Source organism: Mojavia sp. (assembly GCF_059505145.1).
In genome coordinates, this window is sequence record NZ_JCACKA010000074.1 from 201,907 (window position 1) to 225,727 (window position 23,821).

The following is a 23,821-nucleotide window of genomic DNA, read 5'->3' on the forward strand; positions in this document are numbered from 1 at the left end:
GGTTCAAATAGATGAAAAACGCGGTCAATTTCTTGTTTAAGCTTGTGCCAATTTCCCAAACTCCTTGAAAAGGTAGAGTTTGCATGGGTAATGGTTTTGTTAATTTGCTAGTTGATACGATTTCTGTTAAGAAATTAAAAAACGCCCAGGAGTGTTGCCGTGTTTCCACCCCAGGCGTTTTTTATTTTTAACTTGCTCCTCACACACGACTAAAGCATATCACTTGTTTTTAGAAAGTACAAGTATAGTGTGTGACACTTTATTAAGTGAACTATATGCTGCCAAAAAATTAGTGTAAAAAGTGACGCACACCTGTTAATACCATCACTAAACCTAATTGATTAGCAGCTTTGATGGAATCTTGATCGCGCAAGCTTCCCCCTGGTTGAACAATGGCAGTAATTCCCGCATTTGCGGCAGTTATTACCGAATCATCAAAAGGAAAAAATCCATCGCTGGCTAGAATTGCACCTTTGGCTTTGTCTCCAGCTTGTTCTAAAGCAATTTTAACTGAGCCAACACGGTTCATTTGACCAGCACCCACACCGAGAGTGGTGCGATCGCCGCTGACAACAATTGCATTTGATTTGACGTGCTTGCAAACTTTCCAGGCAAATAGCAATTCTTCTAATTCGCTCTTCGTGGGTTGGCGTTCGGTGACGACTTGCCATTTATCGGTGTTAGCGATGATATCATCAGCGGCTTGGACAAGAAAACCACCAGCGATCGCTTTAACTGTTTCCTTGGGGCCACTGCTCAAATCTGGTAGGATCAAAACTCGAACTTTAGATTTGGCAGCTAAAATTGCTTCCGCATCCGCTTCACAACCAGGTGCTACGACACATTCTAAAAATGTTTTAGTTAACTCACTAGCTGTAGCACTATCAATCGGACGGTTAAGGGCGACAATACCACCAAAGGCAGAAATAGCATCAGCGTTGAAAGCTTTGTCGTAAGCTTCTTTGAGAGTATTGCCTAAAGCCACACCACAGGGATTAGTATGTTTGAGAATTGCGGCTGCGGGGGTATCAGTAAATTCCGCAATAATTCTACGTGCTGCTTCTAAATCAACTAAATTGTTGTAACTTAGTTCCTTACCTTGTAATTTAGTAGCACCAGCCCATCCTGTTGAGGTAGTACCAGTTTGATACCAAGCAGCGGTTTGATGGGGATTTTCGCCATAACGCAAAGATTGCAATTGTTCCCCAGATAGGATGTATTGCTCTGGTAAAGACTCACCATGCTGCGCTCCAGCAAGATAAGATGCGATCGCCTGATCGTAACTAGCAGTATGTAAAAAGCCTTTTAAGGCAGATTTTTGGCGAAATTCTAAAGATGCTTCACCGTGATTTTGGCGTAATTCTTGTAAATACTCATCATACTGCCCTGGATCGCTCAATACTGTAAGATGAGCAAAGTTTTTTGATGCTGCCCTCAGCATAGCAGGGCCACCGATATCAATTTGTTCAATTGCTTCGGGTAATGTAACGCCCCCTTTAGCAATAGTTTCTTCAAAAGGATAAAGATTGACTACCACCAAATCAATCGGACGAATTTGGTTATTTTCTAAATCTGTAACATCTTGAGCAACATCGCGCCGTACCAAAATTCCGCCATGAATTCTAGGATGTAGGGTTTTGACTCGACCGCCTAAAATTTCCGGTGAACCTGTATAATCAGAGACTTTTGTAACTGGTATCCCTGCATCTTTAAGAGTTTTAGCTGTTCCCCCACTGCTAATTATATCAAAGTCAAATTCTTCAACCAAGCTACGGGCAAGGTCAATTAAACCAGTTTTATTAGATACACTCAGCAAAGCCAGACGCGCCATAATTCCCAAATTCCTTTGGTATAAACAATTTAAGGGAGAAGATTATTTTACAAGCGACCAAGAACACCAGGAAGAATAGAGAAATGTGAAATTTCTCGTATTGTCGTTGCCGACTTTGGATTAGGATTGTCCTTTGCCAGTTATTTCTTACTACTGACCACTAACTAATGACTAAAACTTTGGAATTCATTTCAGTTCCCCCGAAAACCGGGCAAGCACCTTCAGGCTTAATCGTTACTTTACACGGTTGGGGTGCTAATGCCGAGGATATCGTACCTTTAGTACCCTTTTTTAACTTGCCAAATTATTACTTTATATTTCCCAATGGCCCTTATCCCTATCCCCATTCTTCTGTTGGTAGGGCATGGTATGACCTGAGAACAGAAAATATGTATCAGGGTTTACCAGAAAGTCGGCAACTACTCATAGATTGGTTGCAATCTTTAGAAAGTATAACAGGCGTGCCTTTCTCACGAACCATTTTGAGTGGATTTTCTCAAGGCGCAGCCATGACTTTAGATGTAGGAATCAATTTGCCTTTAGCAGGTTTAGTTGCGATGAGTGGTTATTTGCATCCTCAGGTAGGAAAGACAACTAAAAGTGATTTTCCCCCAACTTTAATTACTCATGGTAGACAAGATGAAGTTGTGCCACTGTCAGCTGCTGTGAAGGCACGAGACACCCTACAATCTATAGGAGTTCCAGTCCAGTATCATGAATTTGATATGGGCCATGAAATTCAGCCACAAATGTTAGACCTGCTACGGAATTTTGTGGTGAATGCAATTGGTTAGGCTGAGTTGTAATTTTTTTACAAATTCTGGTATAAATCCGGAATTTTTTTACAAAATCCACGCCATCTAATGAGTAATATAGATTGGGTGGCTGCGAAAAGCGCAACTCAATCCATGCTGAGTGCGGATGCTGCATAATGGAGGGGCAAGCATTATGAAAACTCTAGGCATTTCCAGAAAAGAGATTGCTGCCATGACTGCGGCAGAGGTAGAGGAATTAGCTACACGTCTAGAACTGGATAATTACAGCAATGCTTTTGAGGGTTTGAATGATTGGCATCTACTGCGAGCGATCGCGTTTCAGCGTCCAGAGTTAGTTGAACCCTACATCTATCTCTTGGACTTAGAACCTTACGATGAAGCATAGTGTGAAGTCTCAAGTATGAAGGATGAAGGATGAAGTATGAAATTACTTTATCCTTGATCTCTCATCATGAATATCATCCCCAATGCCTAATCCTAAATCTAATCCTAAATTACAAAAAGTTTTAATTTGCGTAGGCGGCGGTATCGCCGCCTATAAAGTCTGTGAGTTGGTATCGACGCTCTTTAAAACAGGGGTAGAAGTACGCGTAATTCTCACCCGTTCAGCGCAAGAATTTATTACACCTTTAACTTTAGCAACTCTTTCCCGTCATCCCGCTTATACAGATGAGCTATTTTGGCAGCCAACTCACTCTCGTCCATTGCACATTGAATTGGGTGAATGGGCAGATTTATTAGTAATTGCGCCTTTAACTGCTAATACATTAGCAAAGTTAGCTCATGGCATGGCTGACAATTTATTAACAAATACTGTACTGGCTTCTACCTGTCCTGTGCTGTTAGCACCAGCAATGAATACAGATATGTGGGAACAACTGACAGTGCAGCGAAATTGGCGACAATTATTAACAGATAGCCGATATCATGGCATGGGTACGGCATCTGGATTGTTGGCGTGCGATCGCGTCGGTGCTGGTAGGATGGCAGAACCTCCAGAGATTTTGACTTATATTCAATCGTTATTACACACAGGCGGTAAGCGAGATTTAGCAGGTAAACGAGTATTGATTAGTGCTGGGGGAACGCGAGAGTATCTTGACCCAGTTCGGTTTATCGGCAATCCCTCCACAGGTAAAATGGGCTTGGCTTTAGCACAAGCGGCACTGCATCGAGGCGCAATTGTTACATTAGTACATGGGCCAGCTAGTTGGGATGTACCTTTAGGCGTGCAAGCAATTCCTGTAATTAATGCCGAGGAAATGCAGCACGTTATGAGGGAGTATTTACCCAATGCAGATATGATTGTCATGTCCGCAGCAGTAGCGGATGTCAAGCCAAGAGATTACAGTACAGAGAAACTACCCAAGCGATCGCTTCCCCAATCTTTACCCCTAGAACCCGTACCAGATATTGTCAGTGAATTAGCACAACTCAAACAGCCACATCAGCGTTTAATTGGATTTGCTGCCCAAACTGGTGATATTGTTACCCCTGCATTAGAAAAGTTACGCAGTAAAAAACTAGATGCTATTGTTGCTAATCCCATTGATCAAGCGGATAGTGGTTTTGGTAGCGACAATAATCAAGCCATATTTTTAGATCAACAAGGAAGACAAATAGAAATTGCACCTTGTTCTAAATTACAAATGGCACATCATTTATATGATTTTGCCCTCACTGGAAAAACTTAAAATCTTCTTTTCCTCTCTTCCTCTGCGTCCTTTGCGTCCTCTGCGGTTCGTTTTCACCTTATTTTTGGCACTCTACTCAGGAACAGCTTAAAATTCACCCAGATACAAATTTGCCAGTTTAATTTCATCAATTATGCTAACGTTTACCCAATATAAACCCCCCGATCCTGATGCCGTAGTTACCTTAACTCTACCTCTCACAGCAGAAGAACGCACTCGTAGCCGTCATCGCTTTGAAATAACTGATGGCAGAGTTGTATTTTTGCGTTTACCCAGAGGAACCGTACTGCAAGATGGTGATATTTTGCAAGATGAAGCCCACAGCAATTTAATCAGAATTACTGCCAAACCAGAACCAGTATTAACTGTTTTTGCTCAAACACCACTGTTATTAATGCGGGCGGCTTATCATTTAGGCAATCGTCATGTACCTGTAGAAATTACAATAAACTATTTACGCTTATCGACTGACTCAGTTTTACGCACAATGTTGGAACAACTGGGGCTAGAAATTAAAGAAGAAATTTTACCATTTCAGCCAGAAGTGGGAGCCTATGGACATCACGCTCACTGATAGCCAATTTTTGTCTATTTTGCAGTTGACTAGCCCAGCATTACCTGTAGGAGCATATAGTTATTCTGAGGGTTTAGAAACTTTGGTTGAACAAGGTGCGATCGCTAATCAACAAAACCTCAAAGATTGGTTAGAGTCCCAGCTACGTTACGGAGCAATTCGGATAGAGGCGGCGGTAATGCTACGAGCTTATGAATTTGCAAAAATTGGGGATTTAGAAGCTCTATGTCATTGGAATCTGTGGTTATCTGCGGCTAGGGAAACAGAAGAGTTACGCACCTCTAGCTGGCAAATGGGGCGATCGCTAATTCAATTACTTGGTAAACTAAAGCCACAGATATTACCTCTTATCAATGCTGTTGGTAATCCTTGCAATTATGCGATCGCTTATGGTATTGCTGCTGCTCATTGGCAAATAAATATTCAAGCTGCCTTACTAGGATATCTGCATAGTTGGGCAAGTAATTTGATTACTGCTGGGGTAAAACTCATTCCGTTAGGACAAACAGCAGGGCAGCAGTTATTACTAGAGTTACAAGAATTGTTCAGTGCTGCGGCGGTAGAAATTTTGGCTTTGGAGGATGATGAACTCGGCTGTTGTAGTTGGGGTTTGTCGTTAGCCAGTATGCAGCATGAGACGCAGTATACCAGATTGTTTCGGAGTTAAGCGGCAGCATGGGGGCAAAGGGGCAGAGGAGACATCAAAGGGATTACTATGAGTACATTTAGAGTAGGGGTTGCTGGCCCGGTTGGTTCGGGGAAGACTGCGTTGGTAGATGCTTTGTGTAAAGCTTTGCGTGAGCAGTATCAAATTGCGGTGGTGACGAATGATATTTATACACAGGAGGATGCACAATTTTTAGTGCGTTCTCAGGCTTTGGCAAGCGATCGCATTTTAGGTGTAGAGACTGGTGGTTGTCCCCATACTGCGATCCGCGAAGATGCTTCGATGAATTTGGCTGCAATTGAACAGTTAGAACAGCGCTTTTCCAACTTAGATTTAGTCTTTTTAGAAAGTGGTGGCGACAATTTAGCAGCTACATTCAGTCCTGAATTAGTCGATTTAACAATTTATGTCATCGATGTGGCGGCTGGTGATAAAATCCCTCGTAAAGGTGGCCCTGGTATTACTAAATCTGATTTATTAGTGATTAATAAAATCGACCTTGCACCCTATGTCGGTGCAGATTTAAATGTCATGGATCGAGATGCAAAAAAAATGCGTAGCAATAAACCCTTTATTTTCACTAACTTAAAAACTCAACAAGGACTAACAGAAGTAATTCAATTTGTCCGTAAACATATCGGATAAAGCGATCGCCTGATTGTCTCAATCACTGTTTCTTCCTTCAACGCAGACAATTGCTCATCAAGCACCACCTGTCTCACCCTTCCTTTGCTGACTTGCAACTCAAAGGCTGTAACCTTACACTATTGTTTTCTGTCTCTAGCGTAGGTGTATTTATCTGATAGAAGTGCTCAGTTTTGTGTTCACCGTAGTCCTAAATGATTGATTCAGTTTTCTTAAAAAACTTTTTGGTTAAATTTATATTTAAATTGCTAGTCTATTGACACAGAGCCGAATATAATTCTAGTTTTAGTTAAAATGTGAAAGACGGTCTGTGCTAACGCTAAGTTTAGCTATATAAATATTAGGTTGAAGTGATAAATAGGAGGTGTAATGCACAAACCGATCAGTTTAGAAGAATATATAGAATGGGCAAAGCATTCGCTATTAAGCGATTTTAATGATCCAAGAATTGAGAGACTTTATGAAACTAATACAAGTAATATCCAAAATGCCATAATGCAGCATGACTTTTTTGTTTTCTTCTCTACTCATGCTTCAAACTGGCAAAAAGAATATAATCAAAAAACTTATTCAGAGCTTTTTATGAATAGTCATGAGCTAAGAATGATTACAAAACCGTATTTATCAGCTATTGAAAAAACATACAGAATTAATATATTATGGAATCAAAATTTTCCTGAGCCGCCTAAAAAAGGCTGGGTAAACCACCAAAGTATGTTTACTCAGTTCAATGATATTATTCGTGGCAATCTAGTTTGTAGATTTATAGATGGGCCAGATTTCGTGGCTAAAAAAATTATTGAATATGGCAAAATCAATAAATTAAGTGTTAGAAAATATAGCCAAGAACGTGAAGATGGATACTATGCCTATCATGTTTATGTTTCCTTACCTGCCAAAATTTTTGATATAAATTGGAATGTAGAAGATATTTATATTGAAACCGAGATACAAATAACAACTCAACTACAAGAAGTTCTAAAAGAATTAACACATAAATTTTATGAAAAAAAACGTATTTCCATAGAACAAGATACAAGTAAATGGAAATGGAATTTTTCATCTAGTCGTTTTAAAGTGAGCTATTTAAGTCATACTCTACATCTCTTAGAATCAATTATTTTAGAATCTAGAGACAAAGTTTTAGGAGATTGTTTAGCTGATGATGTAGAGGAAAATAGTAATGGCTAAAAATTATATTATCTCCCACACTCTAAATACCATTTTTCACATGATGGAAAATGGTACTCTTGCTGTTCCTGCTTTTCAGCGTGGGTATGTATGGGATAGACAAGCAGTTAAAGAACTTTTTGAAAGCATAAATAATGGTTATCCAATAGGAATCTTAATTGCAGTCGAGCATGATACAGAACATTTCGAGAGTGCGTCTAGTGAATTAACTTTTTTTCCAAAACTTAACTCTGATAAATTAGTCAGTTCAAAAAGACTTTGGATAATAGATGGTTCTCAAAGGCTTGCATCTCTTTATAATGTGTTTTTGGGAAAAAATAGCTCTTTCACTCTTTTATATGATTTAGAGAATAAAAAATTTATGTTCCCACAAGAGGCTGAAAATACAATTAAATTCTTGAATATGTCATCACTTTTTAAAACTGAAAATTTTATGGAACAACAGGCTAACATTGCCAAGAATAATGATGAGTTTCTGTTAGAAGAATTGTATTCAATCTTTAATAAATTTAAAGATTATCAAATACCTATTCAAGTAATTGCAGAAGTAAAAGACCAGGATATAGTTAATATTTTTACTGCTATGAATACCTCTGGAATATCTTTAAGCGAGGATGAAATGCAACGGGCACAAAAATATAATAAATCTACTTAAATAGGATTGAAGCGGCGATAAAAATAGCAATCAAACTCAGAATTTAATTTATAAAAATCTGTCAAAATCTTGTTATTAGAACAGGATGCTCATACCTCTAAAGCTACGTTACGGGGATTTTGGCAGGGTGATTCTCGTTCCGAGACAGTTGAGTGTTCGCATTCATCGTTGAGAGCAGCTGCGATCGCAGTTAAAAATAGAGATGAGTATTTAAGAGCATGACTACAATGCCCAAAATTTTAGGGGTGGTTATGTAACCACCCCTATATTCCCCTCATATTAGAATTTACTTGCAGCACCCTTCTTGAAAAATATATTTACTCAGCAATATTAACTAAACTTTCAACTTGAGAAGCAGCCAATGTTGGTGCTTGAAAAAGACGTGAGTACAGGCTTGATGGTTGCTGGTGAGCAACAACTGGTAGAACTTGGCGAGCATGGGCTGCTAATTCCACTGCCTTCACATCATAAGTCTGTGTTACCAACTTGGGATAGAAGCCAATACCGATGATAGGAACTATCAAACAGGAAGTAATAAACAATTCACGGGGTTTGACATCAAGTACTACAGCATCTAGATGTAATTCTTCGCTTTGCTTGCCGTAGAAGACTTGACGCAGCATCGACAGTAAGTAAATTGGAGTCAAAATTACGCCCACTGCTGACAATAGCACAACTACAACCTTGAAGCTGGAACTGTAAACATCACTGCTGGCGATACCTAGAAACACCATCAATTCACCAACAAATCCACTCATCCCAGGTAAGGCGAGAGAAGCCATTGAACCAGCTGTAAATAAAGCAAAGGTTTTGGGCATTACTTTCCCTATACCGCCCATTTTGTCCATCATCAAGGTGTGGGTGCGTTCGTAAGTTACACCAGATAAGAAGAATAAGCTAGCAGCAATTAAACCGTGGGAAACCATCTGTAGCACAGCACCGCTGATGCCGATTTCTGTGTATGAAGCAATCCCAATCAATACAAACCCCATGTGGGCAATTGAAGAGTAAGCCAACCGACGCTTGAGGTTTGTTTGAGCAAAGGCGCAACAAGCACCGTAAACAATATTTACTACACCCAAGATAGCCAGCACTGGCGCAAAGGTAACATGGGCATTAGGCAACATTTCAATATTGAAGCGAATTAGTGCATAACCGCCCATCTTCAGCAACACACCTGCCAATATCATCGAACCAGGTGCTGATGCTTCACCGTGGGCATCAGGTAGCCATGTATGTAGAGGGAAAATTGGCAACTTGACCCCGAAGGCAATTAAGAAACCTGCGTAAACTAAAAGTTCAAAGGCTTTGGGATATTGCTTCATTCCCAGAGTTGCCATGTCGAAGCTGACGGTATCTCCAGAGAATGCCATTGCAAAACCCGCTACCAATATAAATATTGATGCAGCAGCGGTGTAGATAATAAACTTGGTAGCTGCATAACGACGGTTTTGCCCTCCCCAAATCGAAATCAACAAGTACACAGGTACTAACTCGATTTCCCACATCAGGAAGAATAACAGTAAGTCTTGGGCAACAAACACGCCAAGCTGGGCGCTATACATTGCCAGCATTAGTCCATAAAATAAACGCGGCTTGTTGGTAACCTTCCAAGCCGCGAATATTGCGAGAGTGTTTATTAAGCCTGTTAGTAAGACTAGCGGCATCGACAGACCATCAACCGCTATAGACCAGTTCAAACCTAACTGCGGAACCCAAGGATAGTTTTCTACAAGTTGGAATGTGGAACTGTGGAAGTCGTAGTTATACCAAAAGGCACAAATCATTAATGCAAAGTCTGCGATCGCAACCCCCAGACCGTACCAGCGAACAGTTTTACCTTCTTTGTCTGGGATTAAAGGGATGGCTAGAGACGCCACCAGGGGCAAGAGGATTATGGCCGTTAGCCACGGAAATTCAATAGCATTCATCACTTTTGACAATCATTTTTGTATTTTGCTTTTAATTACATTATATTAAGGAGTTCATACTTTTGTAAACGGAATTTCTCTCTAGAATCTTAAATTTTCAAAATAGATAAGAATAAATACTCATAAAATTTGCCGCTCACTATTCTAATTGTAAACTTTTGCAACGTCAACAAAAAACGGCGGCTCATGCCACCGTTTGTAGTTAAGGTATTGGGGATTGGGAACTGGGAAGTGGGTACAAAGGGACAAAAAGAGGAATTCTTATTCTCAACTTACGACTCAGCACTCCGCACTTTTTCAAGTCAGATATTTGTTAATAAGACGTTGAGTTAGTCGTTAGACGATGCGGTTAACAATTGTCCAGACATCCCCATCGGAGCGCACATGAGGAACCGAGATCGTTTTGAACCCGGTAATGAAGGGTTTGTAATAAACTTGCCAATACATTGGACTAAGCTGATCGGCGCAAGTCTTCAATAGGCGGATTTCCTTAGCCAGTTCGCCTGCTAGTTGATTAATGCGTTGAGCATGAACCTGAGCAACTTTTCTCGCTTCCTCTAGCTGCTGCTCTTGATTAAGTTGTTTTGATTCAATTTGCCAACGTGCGAATTCGGTTTGTTTTTGTTGCAACTGAACTTCCAAGGCAGCGATCGCATCATCAATGCCTTTGAGTTCCACAGCCAATTGCGGATTTTCCCTAGCGTAGCGACGGTAAGCCTCAGCTATTTTTAGAGGTGAATCATCTTTTCCAGAAATCACATTATCAGTAGTGAGAGCAACACGTTCTTGCTGAAGAGCTTGAATTTGATTGCGAAGCGCCGCTATTTCTGCCTGAATTTGCTCCATAATTCCGGTTTATCCTTCGTGAAAGGTTCTTGCACCTTGAGTATCAACAGAAAGCGATCGCACAACAGCTGTAATTCCGGCTTCGTGCCAAGCATTGGCGATCGCGGCTTCAACAGCTTGGGAGTGTCCTACATCTGCTAAAGCCAACAGCGTCGGCCCCGCACCACTAATTACCATGCCATAAGCACCAGCAGCCACAGCCGCAGCATTAACAGCATCGTATCCAGGAATCAAAGCTTTTCGATAAGGCTGATGCAATCTATCTTGCAAAGCGGCCCTTAACCATTCTCCCTTGCCAGTTTCCAAACCGCGCAACAATAATCCTAAATGGGCAGTATTAAAAATCGCATCCGCACGACTCACCTCGGTTGGCAATACCCGTCGCGCTTCTTTTGTTGATAGTTCAAAATCAGGAATTCCTACTATCGGCACAACATCTTTATGCCAGGGAACATCACAAATTTCCCAGCCTGCATCACTGGTAGCAGCAAGACGACATCCCCCCAATAAAGCTGGTACGACGTTATCGGGGTGTCCTTCCATAGCGATCGCTAATTCCATCACCTGCAATTGAGACAGAGGCGCACCCGCTAGCTGATTCGCAGCAACTAACCCAGCAACAATTGCCGTTGCCGAACTACCTAAACCCCGCGCCAACGGCACACCCAACTGGATTTCAATTTTCACTGATGGCGGTGTCTGCTCTAAATGACGATAAAACTTGAGAAACGCTTCATAGACCAAATTACTTTCATCAGTTTTTACTCGTTCAGCTTCTACACCTGTGACATTAATTGTTAATCCACCTGCTTCTAGGCGAGTGAACTTAAACTCGTTGTATAGCGTTAAAGCAGCACCGATACAGTCAAAACCAGGCCCCAGATTCGCAGTGGTCGCGGGAATAGTAACAGTGACACCAGAAACAACAGACATCTGCAATTACTCACTAATCGATCAACCAGCATCCCATGTAAATGATTGATTTGCTCATTACTGATGTCAAATTCTTCCTTTAATTGCTGGGAACGGGTAACAGCCTAGAGAATATATAGGACTCATATTTGATTTTTGAACAAAATTCAGTACACCTTTATTCCTTCTTCCCAGTCCCCAGTCCCCAATCCCCAGTCCCTTACCTCTACGAGTGATTCAGAAATCAAATCGGATTGCTATATAATTAATTTTGTTTAGGTATATCAATTGCTGGGTCTTTCGTAGAGATACAGTAGCGCTTCACCAATAGTTTTACCATCGGGACGTGTCACCTCTAGATAAGCATTAATGGCATTTTGGGGGCCCCCACCGTCTCGATAAATGGAATAAGTGTATCCATTATTATTAAAAATTAATTGATATGCTGCGTCTTCATCCTTACTTGTAATGGTAAGGCTACTTTTGCCATTCTTCGCGCGGCTCAGGTAATATTTAGGTTGGTTATAAGTCTTTTCTTTAGTACAAATTTCTACCTGATAATTCGTACTTTCCGCATAGGCATACAAATTAGAATTAGCAGGACAAGACTTAAACATTTGGTTGCGCTTGAATTCTCGCAAAGAACGACGAATCGTCACCTTGCCAGTTTGAGGTAATGGCGTAGAAAAGCCATAATCGCGCAAATAGTTGGGATTATCTGGATCTGGTTTAAACTTTGATTTATTTTGAGCCGACTGCACTTGATTTTTAGGGAAGAATGCAGAAATGTGATTTTGATTCAAATTAGCGCCGTGGGACGCGCTAAAGCCGTAAGCGCCAAGTACAACAAACAGACTAGCTCCGATAAAAGGTAATTTTTTCATTGGCTGAGGTTAACAAGAGAAAGTTAGATTGTTAACTCCATTAGTTAAATGCATGATTTCGCATTCTTAATCTAAGTTTTGCAAGCGATCGCTGCTACATCCTAATGCATACCATCTTTAGGTAGAAGTTTATAAAGTATTACATTTGGGTAAGCAATGCTTTAGGTAGAGGCTCGAAAAAATACTAGCAATTATTTTTCAAAGTAAAGGTAATGGAACCCTTAGTCACTTGCTTAAGAGTTCTGACGCTATCAGCGTGCCAGCCTTGGGAAACAAAGCTGAGTATTTAAATCCATATGGCAGACAACCAAAGAACGGATGAGTTGGGTAACGAAGAGAGAATTTTAACCAACCGTCAGGGTCATCCAATCTCTGATAACCAAAATACACGGACTGTTGGTGACAGAGGCCCCACGGTACTTGAAAACTACAACTTTCTGGAAAAAATTACCCATTTTGATCGTGAACGCATCCCGGAGCGGGTCGTTCATGCACGAGGAGCAGGCGCTCATGGCTATTTTGAAGCTTATGGCACAATCGGCGATGAACCTGTGAGCAAATACACACGTGCCAAGCTTTTTCAGGAAAAAGGCAAAATTACGCCTGTATTTATTCGTTTTTCAACGGTCATTCACGGCGGTCATTCACCCGAAACACTCCGCGACCCACGTGGGTTTGCCATCAAGTTTTACACTGAAGATGGTAACTGGGATTTGGTCGGGAACAACCTGAAAGTATTTTTTATCCGAGATCCCATTAAGTTTCCCGATTTGGTTCACGCTTTCAAACCAGACCCGGTAACAAACCGTCAAGATCCCAACCGGATCTTTGATTTCATCAGCCACACCCCCGAAGCTATGCACATGATTACGTGGCTGTTCAGCCCGTGGGGAATTCCTGCAAGTTACCGCTATATGGAAGGCTCAGGCGTCAACACCTATAAAATGGTTAACTCTGATGGTGTAGGACACCTTGTCAAGTATTTCTTTTTGCCTAAGCAAGGAGTTAAGTGCTTAACTCAAGCTCAGGCTGAGGAAATCCAAGCGAAAAACTTTAACCATGCGACTCAGGATCTGTATGAGGCGATCGAACAAGGCGAGTATCCTGAATGGGAATTTTGTGTCCAAATCATGTCCGATGATGAACACCCTGAACTTGATTTCGATCCGTTAGATCCAACTAAAATCTGGCCTACAGACCAATTTCCATTGTTAGCGATCGGACGAGTGGTACTCGACAAAAACCCTGTCAACTATTTTGCTGAGGTTGAACAAGCCGCCTTTGGTACAGGGGTGTTAGTCGATGGGTTAGACTTTTCAGACGACAAATTGCTGCAAGGTCGGACGTTCTCTTACTCTGATGCTCAACGTCACCGTGTGGGTGCTAATTATCTTCAGTTACCAATTAATCAATCGAAAACACACGTTGCAACTAATCAGCGCGATGGTCAGATGACTTACCGTGTTGATGGTATTGAAGCAGGCGAGAACCCTCATGTGAACTACGAGCCAAGCAGTTTGGGCGGGCTGAAAGAAGCACCGAAATCGGGCAAAGACCACACGCCCTATGTTCAAGGCCCAGTCATCCGCCAGAAAATCAGCAGAACCAACGATTATCAGCAAGCTGGCGAGCGTTATCGTAGCTTTCACGACGATGAGCGTGATGACTTGATTCTCAACCTTGTAACAGCACTCAATAAGTGCGAACCACATATTCAAGAGCGTATGCTAGAACACCTCATGCAATGCGATGCAGAATACGGTACACGAGTGCGAGAAGGGCTTAAGCAAAACAAAGAACACATGATGTCGTGATTTATAGTCACAATCATAGTTTGAGTTGTAATCAGTGGGCGGAACAGACGGGTTAACGTAGAGCTTTCATACCAATTGGGGGCGATTGCTGATGGAGTGTGCAATCGCCTTTTTTCATTCAGCTAACTATCCAAATTCTTTCAAAATTGCCTTGTGCGAACTTGACACTATCTGGGGATGCACATCGCATCTCAATAATTGCTTGGGTGAAATGAAGAAAAAAGACGTTTTAAGAAATTCTCAACTCCCAGTCCCTAGCCTCTAATCGCCAGCTAGAACGAAAGAAGGATTAGCTATTGAGCCTCTGGGAAGAGGTTTTGATATGTTGCATTGTTTAATCTGCAATAAATACCGTGTTGTTGAGTTTACTTAATCGCAGCTCGGCGGTCTTTCTGCTGCAAGGTAGGAAGCAAGAATAGTCACATAGTTCAATTTGAGTGAGAAATCAAAATGCGATTGAATCTAGTTTTGTTTTGGGTCAGCTTATCGTTCATAGTTGTAGGAGCGATTATGCTGCTTCTTCAACCCGCAATCGATTTTCATTCATCAGTAAGTTGAGGCAGTGTATGAATTATCTTGTTGCAGTTTTACCAGACCGGATGCAGGCCGAAGCAGCTTACTCTGCTCTGGCAAAAGAAGGTTTATCTGGCAACCAAATTGACATTTTAGGCAGTGGCTATAAAAGTGCTGATGAGTATGGGTTAATTGACCCTAGCCAACAAGCTCGTAAAGGAGCAAAACGCTTATTTTACTGGCTTGTACCCTTCGGATTTGCTGCGGGTTATGCTTTCAACATTTTAAGTGGTATCGAAATCTTTCCAGCAATTGGTAATGTTGGTAATCACATTATTGGTGGGCTTTTGGGGGCCATTTCTGGTGCATTAGGTGCCTACTTTGTTGGAGGTGGCGTAGGTCTAACCGAAGGTAGTGGAGATGCTTTGCCTTATCGGAATCGTCTCAATGCAGGCAAGTATTTGATCGTGGTGAAGGGTACAGAAGAACTAACGCGTCAGGCAACTCGTGTGCTGCGTCAGTTTGAGCCGGAAAATATTCAAGGTTATACACAACCAACAGGTGCATAAATAGCACTAAAAAAAATCAGGACTGGGATTTACATCTCAGTCCTGATAAAAAAGCGGGCTAACCGCTATTTACTTGGTTAACCCGTTCAGCTTTGGGAACGCGCAGAGAAGTTGCTATTGCAATACCAACTTGACATTGGCGTTTTGCAGACCGCGCTGTTTTACTTCAGCCAAAGTCTTGTTAACGGCATACTTTTGGTTGATGGAATTGATCAACTCAGTTTGGTTGTGCTTCTTAGCAACGCCCCACAGGTCAGCGATTAGGTCAAAAGAACCATCGCTATTGCGAGACCAACCGAGGTCATATTCGCCTTCCAATACAGCAACAATGTCGGAACGGACGCGCTGACCGTTATAACCACGAACATCAGCTTCAGTCTTCACGCTGATGCCTAGGTCACGCAGGGAAGCCTTGAGGATTTCTGCATCGGTGATCTTGGTGCGCAGAGTGCTAAAATGAGACATTTGGGTTTCCTCCAGAGAGAAGATTGAGAAAAACGACAACGGTTTGTTTTGGGGAAGCCGCGCTTAGGTGGAGGCGGCTATTTTGTCACAACTGCTAGCATTTTCAGCTAGCCTTTCCTCCTGGGTTAACAGGAGAAAGCTTTTAAAACTCCATTCGCTGATATTCAGCAACGGAGGATGCTGCGGGTCTTGCTCGCTGTCTGGCCCAGTCTCTTAGGGCCGTTACCTGTTCTTGCATGGTACGAGACAGTGGCAGTGTTGCCTTCAGTGCAGCAATAATATCTAATTGGGTGAACTCTCGATCTTGGGCAAAAGCTTCGTACATTGCCGCAACGATCGCTTGTTCAATCTCTGCCCCAGAAAAGCCATCAGACATTTTAGCTAGTTGCTCTAAATCAAATCTAGTGATGTCTTCACGACGCTTCGTCAAGTGGATATTGAAAATATCTTGACGTTCTTCAGGAGTGGGCAGATCCACAAAGAAAATTTCATCAAAACGCCCTTTTCTTAAAAATTCTCCAGGCAAGCGTTCTACTCTATTAGCAGTTGCCATGACGAACACTGGAGATTTCTTTTCCTGCATCCAGGTTAGGAAAGAGCCGAATATCCGACTGGAAGTGCCACCATCAGAATCACCAGAACCAGCACTACCAGCAAAAGATTTATCTAACTCATCGATAAACAGAATCGTTGGGGAAATTGATTCTGCTGTTTTTAGAGCATTACGCAAGTTTGCCTCACTTCGACCCACCATTGAGCCGTCGTAGACTCTACCCATATCTAGGCGTAAAATTGGTAACCCCCACAGTCGAGAAGTAGTTTTAGCAATCAATGACTTACCGCAACCTGGAACTCCTAAAATTAGCATCCCTTTTGGCTGAGGTAACCCATACTCTCTCGCTTTTTCTGTAAAAGCATTAGAGCGTTGCTTGAGCCACTTTTTCAGTTCTTCTAAGCCGCCTACTGCGTCAATGGTTTCATCCTCTTCAATGTATTCTAGTATACCATTGCGCCGAATAAGCTGTTTTTTCTCAGATAAAACTATATCTACTTCATCTTCCGTCAGCCGCCCTGTAGTTACCTGTGCCTTACGATATACTTTTTCGGCTTCGTCTTTAGTTAGACCTAAGGCTGCTCTTAGAAGCTTTTCTCGCGCCTCTGTGGTTAAGCGTCGCCCACGGTTTTGATCCAAGTGGTGAGTTAGAACTTTATTTAGTTCAGCCATATCTGGTAATTGAAAGTCAAGAACTACGACTTCCTTTTCCAGCTCAATGGGCACTTGCTGCACCGGCGACATTAAAATTATATTTTTCGGAGAGCCTTTAAAACTAGCGATCGCATCACGTAACGATCTTGTTGTTGCAGGCGCATCTATAAAAGGATGTAAATCTTTAAGAATAAATATACCGGGTTCTTTATGCCGGATAATCCACTCAATCGCTGCTTCTGGAGAAACAGTGTTGTGTTGGGTGACATTCCGGGGTTGACCATACTCCACGATGCCGTGAGTTACTGTCCAAACAAATACTCGGCGTTGGGGCTTTAATAACTGGGCGATTGTGGAAATTCCCTGCTCAGCCCGCTCTTCCTCGGAGGTCACAAGGTAGATTAGAGGGTATTGAGCTTGAATTAGGATATTGAGCTCTTCTTTCATACATCGACCTACTTGAGACCTTAGTACAGTACAGACATCGTTTCGTTGGTAACGAATCTCGAATTATGAATTAACTACTCATAATTCTTACTAGCAAGGGACTAACTCTTCCTCTTCCTTGGGATGAGTTTCATCTGCATCCATTTCATCAATGGAAAGATGATCCTGACCAATTATTCCTGGCTGATTACCCAAGGTAACCAATTCTCCATCACGTAACGCTAATGAACTCTCACAACTTGGACAGGAATATACTCTATGAGTTCGTCCATAAGCAGAAGCTTCTAATTCCTCAACCAACTCTGGATTAGCCAAGTAAAAACCTAACGCACGTTCGGCAAGTTCTGACATGGGTTCAGAATCGACTGCTGATCGAATCTTCAATCTTCTGTGCAGTTCTGGTGACAAATACAAAGTAACCTTTTGCTTAGTTTGCATATAACTTTTTGGCGGCCTTACCCGGGTATGTATATTACGTTATCGGCTCTTCTGTTGCTTGTCAAGACGGCAAAACGTTTTGACGGCAATATTGTTACATTACTTAATATATTAATGCGATTTTCAGTTTTTGTGGGGTTTGAATCCCCATCCATAAGACAATACGGTTGAGTTAAGGTAATTTATCTGTTGAGGCAGGCTGGGGAAGCAAGGGAAAAGAATCTGATAAAAGTGTTGCTTGCAGGGAGGAATTCGATAATTTATTTTTTGGAGTTCCCTAACAGGCTAGACGATTGAGGGGATAGTAGTGATGTTGAGAGTTTTTGTTGACCGGGGTGGTACATTCACAGACCTTATTATTGTTACTGATAATCAGGCAATCGTAGATAGGCTCTCAAGACATCCTGAACGTTTTTTAATTGTTCCTCTTCCTCAAGAGCAATGGATTATAGTTTACAAATTACTTTCAGAAAATCCCGAACAATATCAAGATACAGCTATTCAAGGTATTCGAGATATCATAGGGCTTTCAAACAATGAACCCATTTCAACAGCAGCAGTAGAAGTGGTAAAAATGGGAACGACGGTAGCAACAAATGCGCTGTTAGAAAGAAAAGGCGATCGCGTCGTTCTTTTAATTACCAAGGGGTTTAAAGACGCTTTGCGAATTGGCTATCAAAATCGTCCTGACATATTTGCTCGTCATATTGTTTTACCAACCATGCTTTATGAACGAGTTATTGAAATTGAGGAACGCTATGATGCTCATGGTCAGGAATTAACTCCTGTAAATCTTGAACAAGTCAAACAAGACTTACAAGCAGTTTACGATACAGGAATTCGTAGTTGTGCTATTGTTTTCATGCACAGCGATCGCTACCCTAACCATGAAGAACAAGTAGCCCAACTTGCCCAAGAAATTGGATTTACGCAGATATCAATATCCCATCAAGTTAGCCCTTTGATGAAATTGGTTAGCCGCGGAGATACAACAGTTGTAGATGCTTATTTAACTCCTATTTTGCGTCGTTATGTTAACCAAGTAGCTAGTCAGTTACCTGGAGTCAGATTAATGTTTATGAAATCTGATGGCGGGTTAACTGATGCAGAACAATTCCAAGGCAAAGATAGTATTTTGAGTGGCCCGGCTGGGGGTATTGTTGGTGCAGTACAAACTAGTAAAAGAGCAGGGTTTGAGTTAGTAATTACTTTTGATATGGGTGGAACAAGCACAGATGTCGCCCACTTTAAAGGAGAGTATGAACGACAATTAGATTCTGAGATTGCTGGGGCGAGGATGCGAGTTCCTGTATTAGCAATTAATACTATTGCTGCCGGTGGCGGTTCAATTCTGTTTTTTGATGGTTCTAGTTATCGTGTTGGCCCGGAATCTGCTGGATCAAATCCTGGGCCTGCTTGTTACCGACGTGGCGGGCCGTTAGCAGTTACAGATGCCAATGTGATGTTAGGCAAAATTCATCCCCAATATTTTCCGCCTGTATTTGGAACTAATGGCAACTTACCTTTAGATAAAGATGTTGTTCTCCGGCGATTTACGCGATTAGCCAAAGATATTGCATCTATTACAAAAAACATACGTACTCCCGAACAAGTAGCTGCCGGATTTATGGCGATCGCAGTAGAAAATATGGCAAACGCGATCAAAAAAATAAGTCTACAACGAGGTTACGATGTCACACAATATGTTCTTTGTTGTTTTGGCGGCGCCGGAGGACAAGTTGCTTGTTTAATTGCCGATACTTTGGGGATAAAAAAGATATTTTTGCATCCTTATGCTGGAGTTCTTTCTGCTTATGGTATGGGATTAGCTGATGTTAGGGCAATTCGAGAAGGGGGAGTAGAACAGCCTTTAACTCAAGCATTAATTCCGCAATTACAACAGTTAATGGAAAGATTAGAAACTCAAGCAAGAAATCAACTAAGTAGCTATAACGATAATAGCAAAGAGGAAATAGCGCGAAAAGTTAATTTAAAATACGACGGAACTAACTCTACGTTAAATGTTGATTTTGCCGATGATGTGGTAGGAATGCGACAAAAATTTGAAGTTGAACATAAATCACGCTATGGATTTATTCAAGCAGAAAAAAACTTAATTGTTGAATCAGCTTCAGTGGAAGTAATTCAGAAAATGGATACTCCTGAAGAATCTTTAATTACTCGTACTCGTGCCAATGATGAACTTCCGGTGTCTGTAGAAATAGTCAGGATGTTTACTGGCGATCGCTGGCATGATACACCTGTTTATCGGCGAGAAGATTTACAACCAGAAGATAATATTAATGGCCCTGCAATTATCGTTGAAAAAATTAGCACAATTGTAGTTGAACCTAACTGGAAAGTAATATTAACTGAACGCAATCATTTAGTTTTGCAGCATTTATGACTGGAACGTCATATTTAAATTAAGCCTTAAATGATTTTGATAATAGCAGTATGTACAAATTTGCTCCAGCGTGGGAAAGTGAAGCGATTGTGTTTGGTTCTGCAAGACCTGGATACAGTAGCGAGAAGGTCAACCAGTGGATTGAGTTTATGCAGAGTCAAGACATTAAGCGTGTTTGCTGTTTACTTTCCTATACTCAGCTCAATCGTTATTCAGATTTGCTTGGAGTTTACAGGCAGAAATTTGGAATGGATGAGGTTTGTTGGACACCAATTGAGGATTTTCAATTTGCTGATTATGAAACCCTAACCCAGCAAATTTTGCCGTTCTTGGTAGTTGCAAATCAACGAAACGAAAAAGTAGTGGTTCAATGTTCCGGCGGGGTTGGACGCACAGGGCATATCTTAGCAGCTTGGTTAGTTAGTGGACGCAGACTCTCCAACCAAGCAGCGATATCAGCAGTTAGACGAACTGGGAAAAATCCCTATGAAGCAGCAATTTTTGCTGGACTAAAAGGTCGAAATCCTTGGAAAGTTATTGCAGAACTAAATACACTTTTAGATGATTGCCGTCATTATGGAAAAACTTTAATTTAGCCTATTACTTAGTTATAACAGAATGCAACCCAACATTAATAATTAAATTTTCAGTCTCTGCGATCGCTAATAAATATTATAATCTATCTTAGTTTTTTACTGTTCTCTATACGTTGGAAATTATTATAAATAGGAAGCAAATATGTGTAAAACATCTCAACCCGATCCCGTCCGCTTAGAAATATTCAAAAACCTTTATCAATTTATCGCTGAACAAATGGGGATTGTTCTGCAAAATACGGCTGCATCGGTAAATATTAAAGAACGTTTAGATTTCTCCTGCGCTATTTTTGGTTCTTCTGGATTATTAGTTGCTAATGCCCCCCACATTCCCGTACATTTAGGCTCAATGAGTGAAAGTGTCCGCAGTTTAATTAAAGATAAAGGCAACACTTTAAAAGCAGAAAATGTGTATTTATCTAATAATCCCTATAACGGTGGGACACATCTTCCTGATGTAACTGCAATTACGCCTGTTTTTGATGAGGATAGAAAACAAATTATTTTTTATGTTGCTTCTCGCGGGCATCAAGCTGATATTGGTGGTATTACTCCCGGTTCAATGCCGCCCCATAGTACTACAGTAGAAGAAGAAGGAATTATCTTTGATAATTTTCTCTTGGTTGAAGCAGGATATTTTCGGGAAAATCAAGTACGAAATTTACTTTTAAATCATTCCTATCCAGCCCGTAACCCTGACCAAAATATAGCTGATTTTAAAGCCCAAATTGCCGCCAACGAAAGAGGAGTCCAGGAACTTCGTAAAATGGTTTCTCAATACGGGCTTGAGACTGTTCAAGCTTACATGAGATTTGTGCAAGGCAATGCTGAGGAAGCAGTCAGACGGGCGATCAATCTTCTCAGGGATGGCTCATTTATTTATGAAATGGATAACGGGGCACGAATTCAAGTTAAAGTAACAATTAATCGAGAAAATCGTAGCGCTTCCATTGATTTTACTGGCACATCTGGACAACTAAATAGTAACTTCAATGCTCCTAAAGCAGTCACTCAAGCAGCAGTCTTATATGTTTTCCGTACTCTGGTTAATGATAGTATTCCCCTCAATGCTGGCTGTCTTAAACCTTTAGAAATTATCATTCCTGAAGGCTGTATGCTCAATCCAACTTATCCAGCAGCAGTAGTAGCGGGTAATGTAGAGACTTCCCAAACTATTGTCGATGCTTTATATGGTGCATTGGGTGCGATCGCAGCTTCTCAGGGAACGATGAATAATTTTACTTTTGGTAATCAGCGTTATCAATATTATGAAACTATTTGCGGTGGTTCTGGAGCAGGGGCTGACTTTGATGGTACTGATGCAGTCCACACCCATATGACTAACTCCCGCTTGACCGACCCAGAAGTTTTAGAAACCCGCTATCCTGTCTTGGTAGAAAGCTTTAGTTTACATCCCGATAGCGGTGGTAAAGGAAAATATTCAGGCGGTAATGGAGTGATTCGCCGCATCAAATTTCTTGAACCTATGACAGCTAATATTCTTTCTAATCATCGCTGTATCCCTCCCTTTGGATTAAATGGTGGAGAAGCGGGACTAGTAGGACGCAACTGGATACAACGTCAGGATGGAACCCAAGAAAATTTAGACAGCACAGCAACAGTAGAGATGCAACCTGGGGATGTTTTTGTGATAGAAACTCCTGGAGGAGGAGGTTTTGGTGAAGTCTGTTAAATTTTCAATAGAGTTAACAAAATCTTCGTTAGATGTAGTACATCAATTCTCTTTGTTTTTGCTGACCTCGCCGATCGCAAAGGTCTTGCAGTGTATATTTTTCTAAAACAGAGTTAGCCGCCTGACGTGCTTCTTGCCAGATTTCTTCAATTATTTGACTTTCTAATGATTTAGAATTTTGCTCAGAAGCAGACACAGCAGCCTCTGTCCCTTCCATACAAGTCCACGCTTCCAGCAATGTAATTTTGCGAGGATCTCTTGCCAAAACATAGCCACCTTTGGCTCCACGTATACTTTTAATCAAACCTTGACGCCTCAAGGTCGCTAGTAGTTGTTCCAAATATCGGTTCGGGATATCTTGCAACACTGCCATCTGTCGGATCTGTAGAGATTCGCCACTTGGATAACAAGTTGCCAACTCTAACAGTGCTAGAAGTGCATATTCAGATTTGTTAGAGAGTTCCACAGACTTTATATGTTAGATTTATACCGAAAATATGTACACGTGCTGTTGATTTTTTCTTCAGCTTGTGCTTAACGAAACTTGACACTCAAGTTTTGGTTAAATACCTGATCTAAGTTTAGAGACTATCAACGATAGAAGCAAATATTTTTAGTTCTTAATTTGATAAATAAAAGGGATTAAACAAGTTTACCCAAGTAAAATCCTCGCCTTTAGTATGTATTTTACTAGGACACTGTTTGTTATGTAGCTAGCTTTGATGCCACTGTTCCACGCTTTACGCGTTACCATATTTTTGTTGAGCTAAACCCAGTATAGCCAAGCATTTGAGAAAATTATTCGTTTTGTTCAAAATGAGAAACAAAACAATTTAGTCTGACAAATCTATCTCAATTATTTAAGTGGAACTGTCAGCAGTAAATTAACTGGCGTGTTCCCAGTCGCTAAGTAACTCATGCTCCTGCTTTGCCTTATATTTACGGAGTGGTACTTTAGGTGTACCAATATCAGTCCTGGGAAAAGACTGTTGCCTTTTCTTTGTGGATATTTTCTCTTGTGTAGTGGAACTAGTCTGTGTGGTTTTCATTAGTAAGTAAATTTTTG

General features: G+C 41.2%; 24 protein-coding genes and 1 pseudogene. 14 read left to right on the top strand and 11 right to left on the bottom strand.

What is annotated here, in order from left to right:
- Positions 1–289: 289 nt before the first annotated feature.
- Positions 290–1,831: a bifunctional phosphoribosylaminoimidazolecarboxamide formyltransferase/IMP cyclohydrolase gene (gene purH / locus AC5JL8_RS19920; RefSeq protein ID WP_495881411.1), complete on the bottom strand. Its 1,542-nt coding sequence runs from the start codon at positions 1,829–1,831 to the stop codon at positions 290–292.
- 167 nt (positions 1,832–1,998) lie between these two features.
- Between purH and AC5JL8_RS19925 the strand changes: the two genes are divergently transcribed.
- From AC5JL8_RS19925 to ureG, 6 genes are all read left to right on the top strand, one after another.
- On the top strand, positions 1,999–2,625 hold the full coding sequence (locus AC5JL8_RS19925) for an alpha/beta hydrolase (protein ID WP_495881412.1): 627 nt from the start codon (positions 1,999–2,001) through the stop codon (positions 2,623–2,625).
- A gap of 154 nt (positions 2,626–2,779) precedes the next feature.
- The gene (gene isiD / locus AC5JL8_RS19930; RefSeq protein WP_495881413.1) at positions 2,780–2,992 is read left to right on the top strand and encodes a protein IsiD; all 213 of its coding nucleotides are present in this window, start codon (positions 2,780–2,782) and stop codon (positions 2,990–2,992) included.
- Between the two features lie 82 nt (positions 2,993–3,074).
- Positions 3,075–4,301 (top strand): bifunctional phosphopantothenoylcysteine decarboxylase/phosphopantothenate--cysteine ligase CoaBC, encoded by a 1,227-nt coding sequence (gene coaBC, locus AC5JL8_RS19935; RefSeq protein WP_495881414.1) that lies wholly within the window; start codon positions 3,075–3,077, stop codon positions 4,299–4,301.
- A gap of 133 nt (positions 4,302–4,434) precedes the next feature.
- Positions 4,435–4,875: an urease accessory protein UreE gene (gene ureE / locus AC5JL8_RS19940; protein ID WP_495881415.1), complete on the top strand. Its 441-nt coding sequence runs from the start codon at positions 4,435–4,437 to the stop codon at positions 4,873–4,875.
- The gene (locus AC5JL8_RS19945) at positions 4,856–5,542 is read left to right on the top strand and encodes an urease accessory protein UreF (RefSeq protein WP_495881416.1); all 687 of its coding nucleotides are present in this window, start codon (positions 4,856–4,858) and stop codon (positions 5,540–5,542) included. The genes ureE and AC5JL8_RS19945 overlap by 20 nt, the downstream gene beginning before the upstream one ends.
- Before the next feature lie 48 nt (positions 5,543–5,590).
- The gene (ureG, locus tag AC5JL8_RS19950) at positions 5,591–6,187 is read left to right on the top strand and encodes an urease accessory protein UreG (protein ID WP_495881417.1); all 597 of its coding nucleotides are present in this window, start codon (positions 5,591–5,593) and stop codon (positions 6,185–6,187) included.
- Here ureG and AC5JL8_RS19955 read toward each other — a convergent pair.
- Positions 6,160–6,264 (bottom strand): hypothetical protein, encoded by a 105-nt coding sequence (locus AC5JL8_RS19955; RefSeq protein WP_495881418.1) that lies wholly within the window; start codon positions 6,262–6,264, stop codon positions 6,160–6,162. The genes ureG and AC5JL8_RS19955 overlap by 28 nt on opposite strands.
- Before the next feature lie 292 nt (positions 6,265–6,556).
- Here AC5JL8_RS19955 and AC5JL8_RS19960 point away from each other — a divergent pair, with 292 nt between their 5' ends.
- From AC5JL8_RS19960 to AC5JL8_RS19970, 3 genes are all read left to right on the top strand, one after another.
- A complete protein-coding gene (locus AC5JL8_RS19960) occupies positions 6,557–7,378 on the top strand; it encodes a nucleotidyltransferase family protein (protein ID WP_495881419.1) in 822 nt (273 codons plus the stop codon).
- Complete coding sequence (locus tag AC5JL8_RS19965; protein WP_495881420.1) at positions 7,371–8,033, top strand: DUF262 domain-containing protein; 663 nt, start codon at positions 7,371–7,373, stop codon at positions 8,031–8,033. The genes AC5JL8_RS19960 and AC5JL8_RS19965 overlap by 8 nt, the downstream gene beginning before the upstream one ends.
- Before the next feature lie 69 nt (positions 8,034–8,102).
- Positions 8,103–8,255: a hypothetical protein gene (locus AC5JL8_RS19970; RefSeq protein ID WP_495881421.1), complete on the top strand. Its 153-nt coding sequence runs from the start codon at positions 8,103–8,105 to the stop codon at positions 8,253–8,255.
- Positions 8,256–8,350: 95 nt separating this feature from the next.
- On the opposite strand, the gene AC5JL8_RS19975 is transcribed toward AC5JL8_RS19970, so the two are convergent.
- The 4 genes from AC5JL8_RS19975 to AC5JL8_RS19990 all read right to left on the bottom strand — a co-directional run bounded on the left by AC5JL8_RS19975 (position 8,351) and on the right by AC5JL8_RS19990 (position 12,606).
- On the bottom strand, positions 8,351–9,964 hold the full coding sequence (locus AC5JL8_RS19975) for an NAD(P)H-quinone oxidoreductase subunit 4 (protein ID WP_495881422.1): 1,614 nt from the start codon (positions 9,962–9,964) through the stop codon (positions 8,351–8,353).
- A gap of 336 nt (positions 9,965–10,300) precedes the next feature.
- Positions 10,301–10,810 (bottom strand): hypothetical protein, encoded by a 510-nt coding sequence (locus tag AC5JL8_RS19980; RefSeq protein ID WP_495881423.1) that lies wholly within the window; start codon positions 10,808–10,810, stop codon positions 10,301–10,303.
- Positions 10,811–10,819: 9 nt separating this feature from the next.
- Positions 10,820–11,743 carry a homoserine kinase gene (thrB, locus tag AC5JL8_RS19985; protein WP_495881424.1) on the bottom strand — a complete coding sequence of 308 codons (924 nt, stop codon included), beginning with the start codon at positions 11,741–11,743 and terminating at the stop codon, positions 10,820–10,822.
- A 263-nt stretch (positions 11,744–12,006) separates the two neighbouring features.
- Positions 12,007–12,606 carry a hypothetical protein gene (locus AC5JL8_RS19990; protein ID WP_495881425.1) on the bottom strand — a complete coding sequence of 200 codons (600 nt, stop codon included), beginning with the start codon at positions 12,604–12,606 and terminating at the stop codon, positions 12,007–12,009.
- A 296-nt stretch (positions 12,607–12,902) separates the two neighbouring features.
- On the opposite strand from AC5JL8_RS19990, the pseudogene AC5JL8_RS19995 reads away from it, so the two are divergent.
- Positions 12,903–14,408: pseudogene (locus tag AC5JL8_RS19995) on the top strand (catalase); the annotation flags it as partial.
- 578 nt (positions 14,409–14,986) lie between these two features.
- Positions 14,987–15,502: a hypothetical protein gene (locus tag AC5JL8_RS20000; protein WP_495881426.1), complete on the top strand. Its 516-nt coding sequence runs from the start codon at positions 14,987–14,989 to the stop codon at positions 15,500–15,502.
- A gap of 114 nt (positions 15,503–15,616) precedes the next feature.
- On the opposite strand, the gene AC5JL8_RS20005 is transcribed toward AC5JL8_RS20000, so the two are convergent.
- From AC5JL8_RS20005 to AC5JL8_RS20015, 3 genes are all read right to left on the bottom strand, one after another.
- Positions 15,617–15,967 (bottom strand): DUF1257 domain-containing protein, encoded by a 351-nt coding sequence (locus tag AC5JL8_RS20005; RefSeq protein ID WP_015136553.1) that lies wholly within the window; start codon positions 15,965–15,967, stop codon positions 15,617–15,619.
- Positions 15,968–16,109: 142 nt separating this feature from the next.
- On the bottom strand, positions 16,110–17,621 hold the full coding sequence (ycf46, locus tag AC5JL8_RS20010; RefSeq protein WP_495881427.1) for a stress-responsive protein Ycf46: 1,512 nt from the start codon (positions 17,619–17,621) through the stop codon (positions 16,110–16,112).
- Between the two features lie 90 nt (positions 17,622–17,711).
- On the bottom strand, positions 17,712–18,059 hold the full coding sequence (locus AC5JL8_RS20015; protein WP_495881428.1) for a slr0373 family blue light stress response protein: 348 nt from the start codon (positions 18,057–18,059) through the stop codon (positions 17,712–17,714).
- Positions 18,060–18,369: 310 nt separating this feature from the next.
- Here AC5JL8_RS20015 and AC5JL8_RS20020 point away from each other — a divergent pair, with 310 nt between their 5' ends.
- From AC5JL8_RS20020 to AC5JL8_RS20030, 3 genes are all read left to right on the top strand, one after another.
- Positions 18,370–20,466, top strand: coding sequence for a hydantoinase/oxoprolinase family protein (locus AC5JL8_RS20020; protein ID WP_495881429.1), 2,097 nt, complete (start codon positions 18,370–18,372; stop codon positions 20,464–20,466).
- Between the two features lie 50 nt (positions 20,467–20,516).
- On the top strand, positions 20,517–21,062 hold the full coding sequence (locus AC5JL8_RS20025; protein WP_495881430.1) for a protein-tyrosine phosphatase family protein: 546 nt from the start codon (positions 20,517–20,519) through the stop codon (positions 21,060–21,062).
- Between the two features lie 142 nt (positions 21,063–21,204).
- Positions 21,205–22,755, top strand: a complete 1,551-nt coding sequence (locus AC5JL8_RS20030; RefSeq protein ID WP_495881431.1) for a hydantoinase B/oxoprolinase family protein — start codon at positions 21,205–21,207, stop codon at positions 22,753–22,755.
- Positions 22,756–22,783: 28 nt separating this feature from the next.
- Here AC5JL8_RS20030 and AC5JL8_RS20035 read toward each other — a convergent pair whose 3' ends face one another.
- Complete coding sequence (locus tag AC5JL8_RS20035) at positions 22,784–23,221, bottom strand: RrF2 family transcriptional regulator (protein ID WP_495881432.1); 438 nt, start codon at positions 23,219–23,221, stop codon at positions 22,784–22,786.
- Between the two features lie 418 nt (positions 23,222–23,639).
- A complete protein-coding gene (locus AC5JL8_RS20040) occupies positions 23,640–23,804 on the bottom strand; it encodes a hypothetical protein (protein WP_495881433.1) in 165 nt (54 codons plus the stop codon).
- Positions 23,805–23,821: the final 17 nt, after the last annotated feature.

Coding starts and splice junctions, on each gene's coding strand:
- AC5JL8_RS20015 (WP_495881428.1), bottom strand. CDS start 18,059: ATGCAAACTAAGCAAAAGGTTACTTTGTATTTGTCACCAGAACTGCAC.
- AC5JL8_RS19975 (WP_495881422.1), bottom strand. CDS start 9,964: ATGAATGCTATTGAATTTCCGTGGCTAACGGCCATAATCCTCTTGCCC.
- AC5JL8_RS19965 (WP_495881420.1), top strand. CDS start 7,371: ATGGCTAAAAATTATATTATCTCCCACACTCTAAATACCATTTTTCAC.
- isiD (WP_495881413.1), top strand. CDS start 2,780: ATGAAAACTCTAGGCATTTCCAGAAAAGAGATTGCTGCCATGACTGCG.
- AC5JL8_RS19990 (WP_495881425.1), bottom strand. CDS start 12,606: ATGAAAAAATTACCTTTTATCGGAGCTAGTCTGTTTGTTGTACTTGGC.
- AC5JL8_RS19925 (WP_495881412.1), top strand. CDS start 1,999: ATGACTAAAACTTTGGAATTCATTTCAGTTCCCCCGAAAACCGGGCAA.
- AC5JL8_RS19960 (WP_495881419.1), top strand. CDS start 6,557: ATGCACAAACCGATCAGTTTAGAAGAATATATAGAATGGGCAAAGCAT.
- AC5JL8_RS20040 (WP_495881433.1), bottom strand. CDS start 23,804: ATGAAAACCACACAGACTAGTTCCACTACACAAGAGAAAATATCCACA.
- ycf46 (WP_495881427.1), bottom strand. CDS start 17,621: ATGAAAGAAGAGCTCAATATCCTAATTCAAGCTCAATACCCTCTAATC.
- AC5JL8_RS20000 (WP_495881426.1), top strand. CDS start 14,987: ATGAATTATCTTGTTGCAGTTTTACCAGACCGGATGCAGGCCGAAGCA.
- AC5JL8_RS20030 (WP_495881431.1), top strand. CDS start 21,205: ATGTGTAAAACATCTCAACCCGATCCCGTCCGCTTAGAAATATTCAAA.
- coaBC (WP_495881414.1), top strand. CDS start 3,075: ATGCCTAATCCTAAATCTAATCCTAAATTACAAAAAGTTTTAATTTGC.
- AC5JL8_RS19980 (WP_495881423.1), bottom strand. CDS start 10,810: ATGGAGCAAATTCAGGCAGAAATAGCGGCGCTTCGCAATCAAATTCAA.
- ureG (WP_495881417.1), top strand. CDS start 5,591: ATGAGTACATTTAGAGTAGGGGTTGCTGGCCCGGTTGGTTCGGGGAAG.
- AC5JL8_RS20025 (WP_495881430.1), top strand. CDS start 20,517: ATGTACAAATTTGCTCCAGCGTGGGAAAGTGAAGCGATTGTGTTTGGT.
- AC5JL8_RS20005 (WP_015136553.1), bottom strand. CDS start 15,967: ATGTCTCATTTTAGCACTCTGCGCACCAAGATCACCGATGCAGAAATC.
- purH (WP_495881411.1), bottom strand. CDS start 1,831: ATGGCGCGTCTGGCTTTGCTGAGTGTATCTAATAAAACTGGTTTAATT.
- ureE (WP_495881415.1), top strand. CDS start 4,435: ATGCTAACGTTTACCCAATATAAACCCCCCGATCCTGATGCCGTAGTT.
- AC5JL8_RS19945 (WP_495881416.1), top strand. CDS start 4,856: ATGGACATCACGCTCACTGATAGCCAATTTTTGTCTATTTTGCAGTTG.
- AC5JL8_RS20020 (WP_495881429.1), top strand. CDS start 18,370: ATGTTGAGAGTTTTTGTTGACCGGGGTGGTACATTCACAGACCTTATT.
- thrB (WP_495881424.1), bottom strand. CDS start 11,743: ATGTCTGTTGTTTCTGGTGTCACTGTTACTATTCCCGCGACCACTGCG.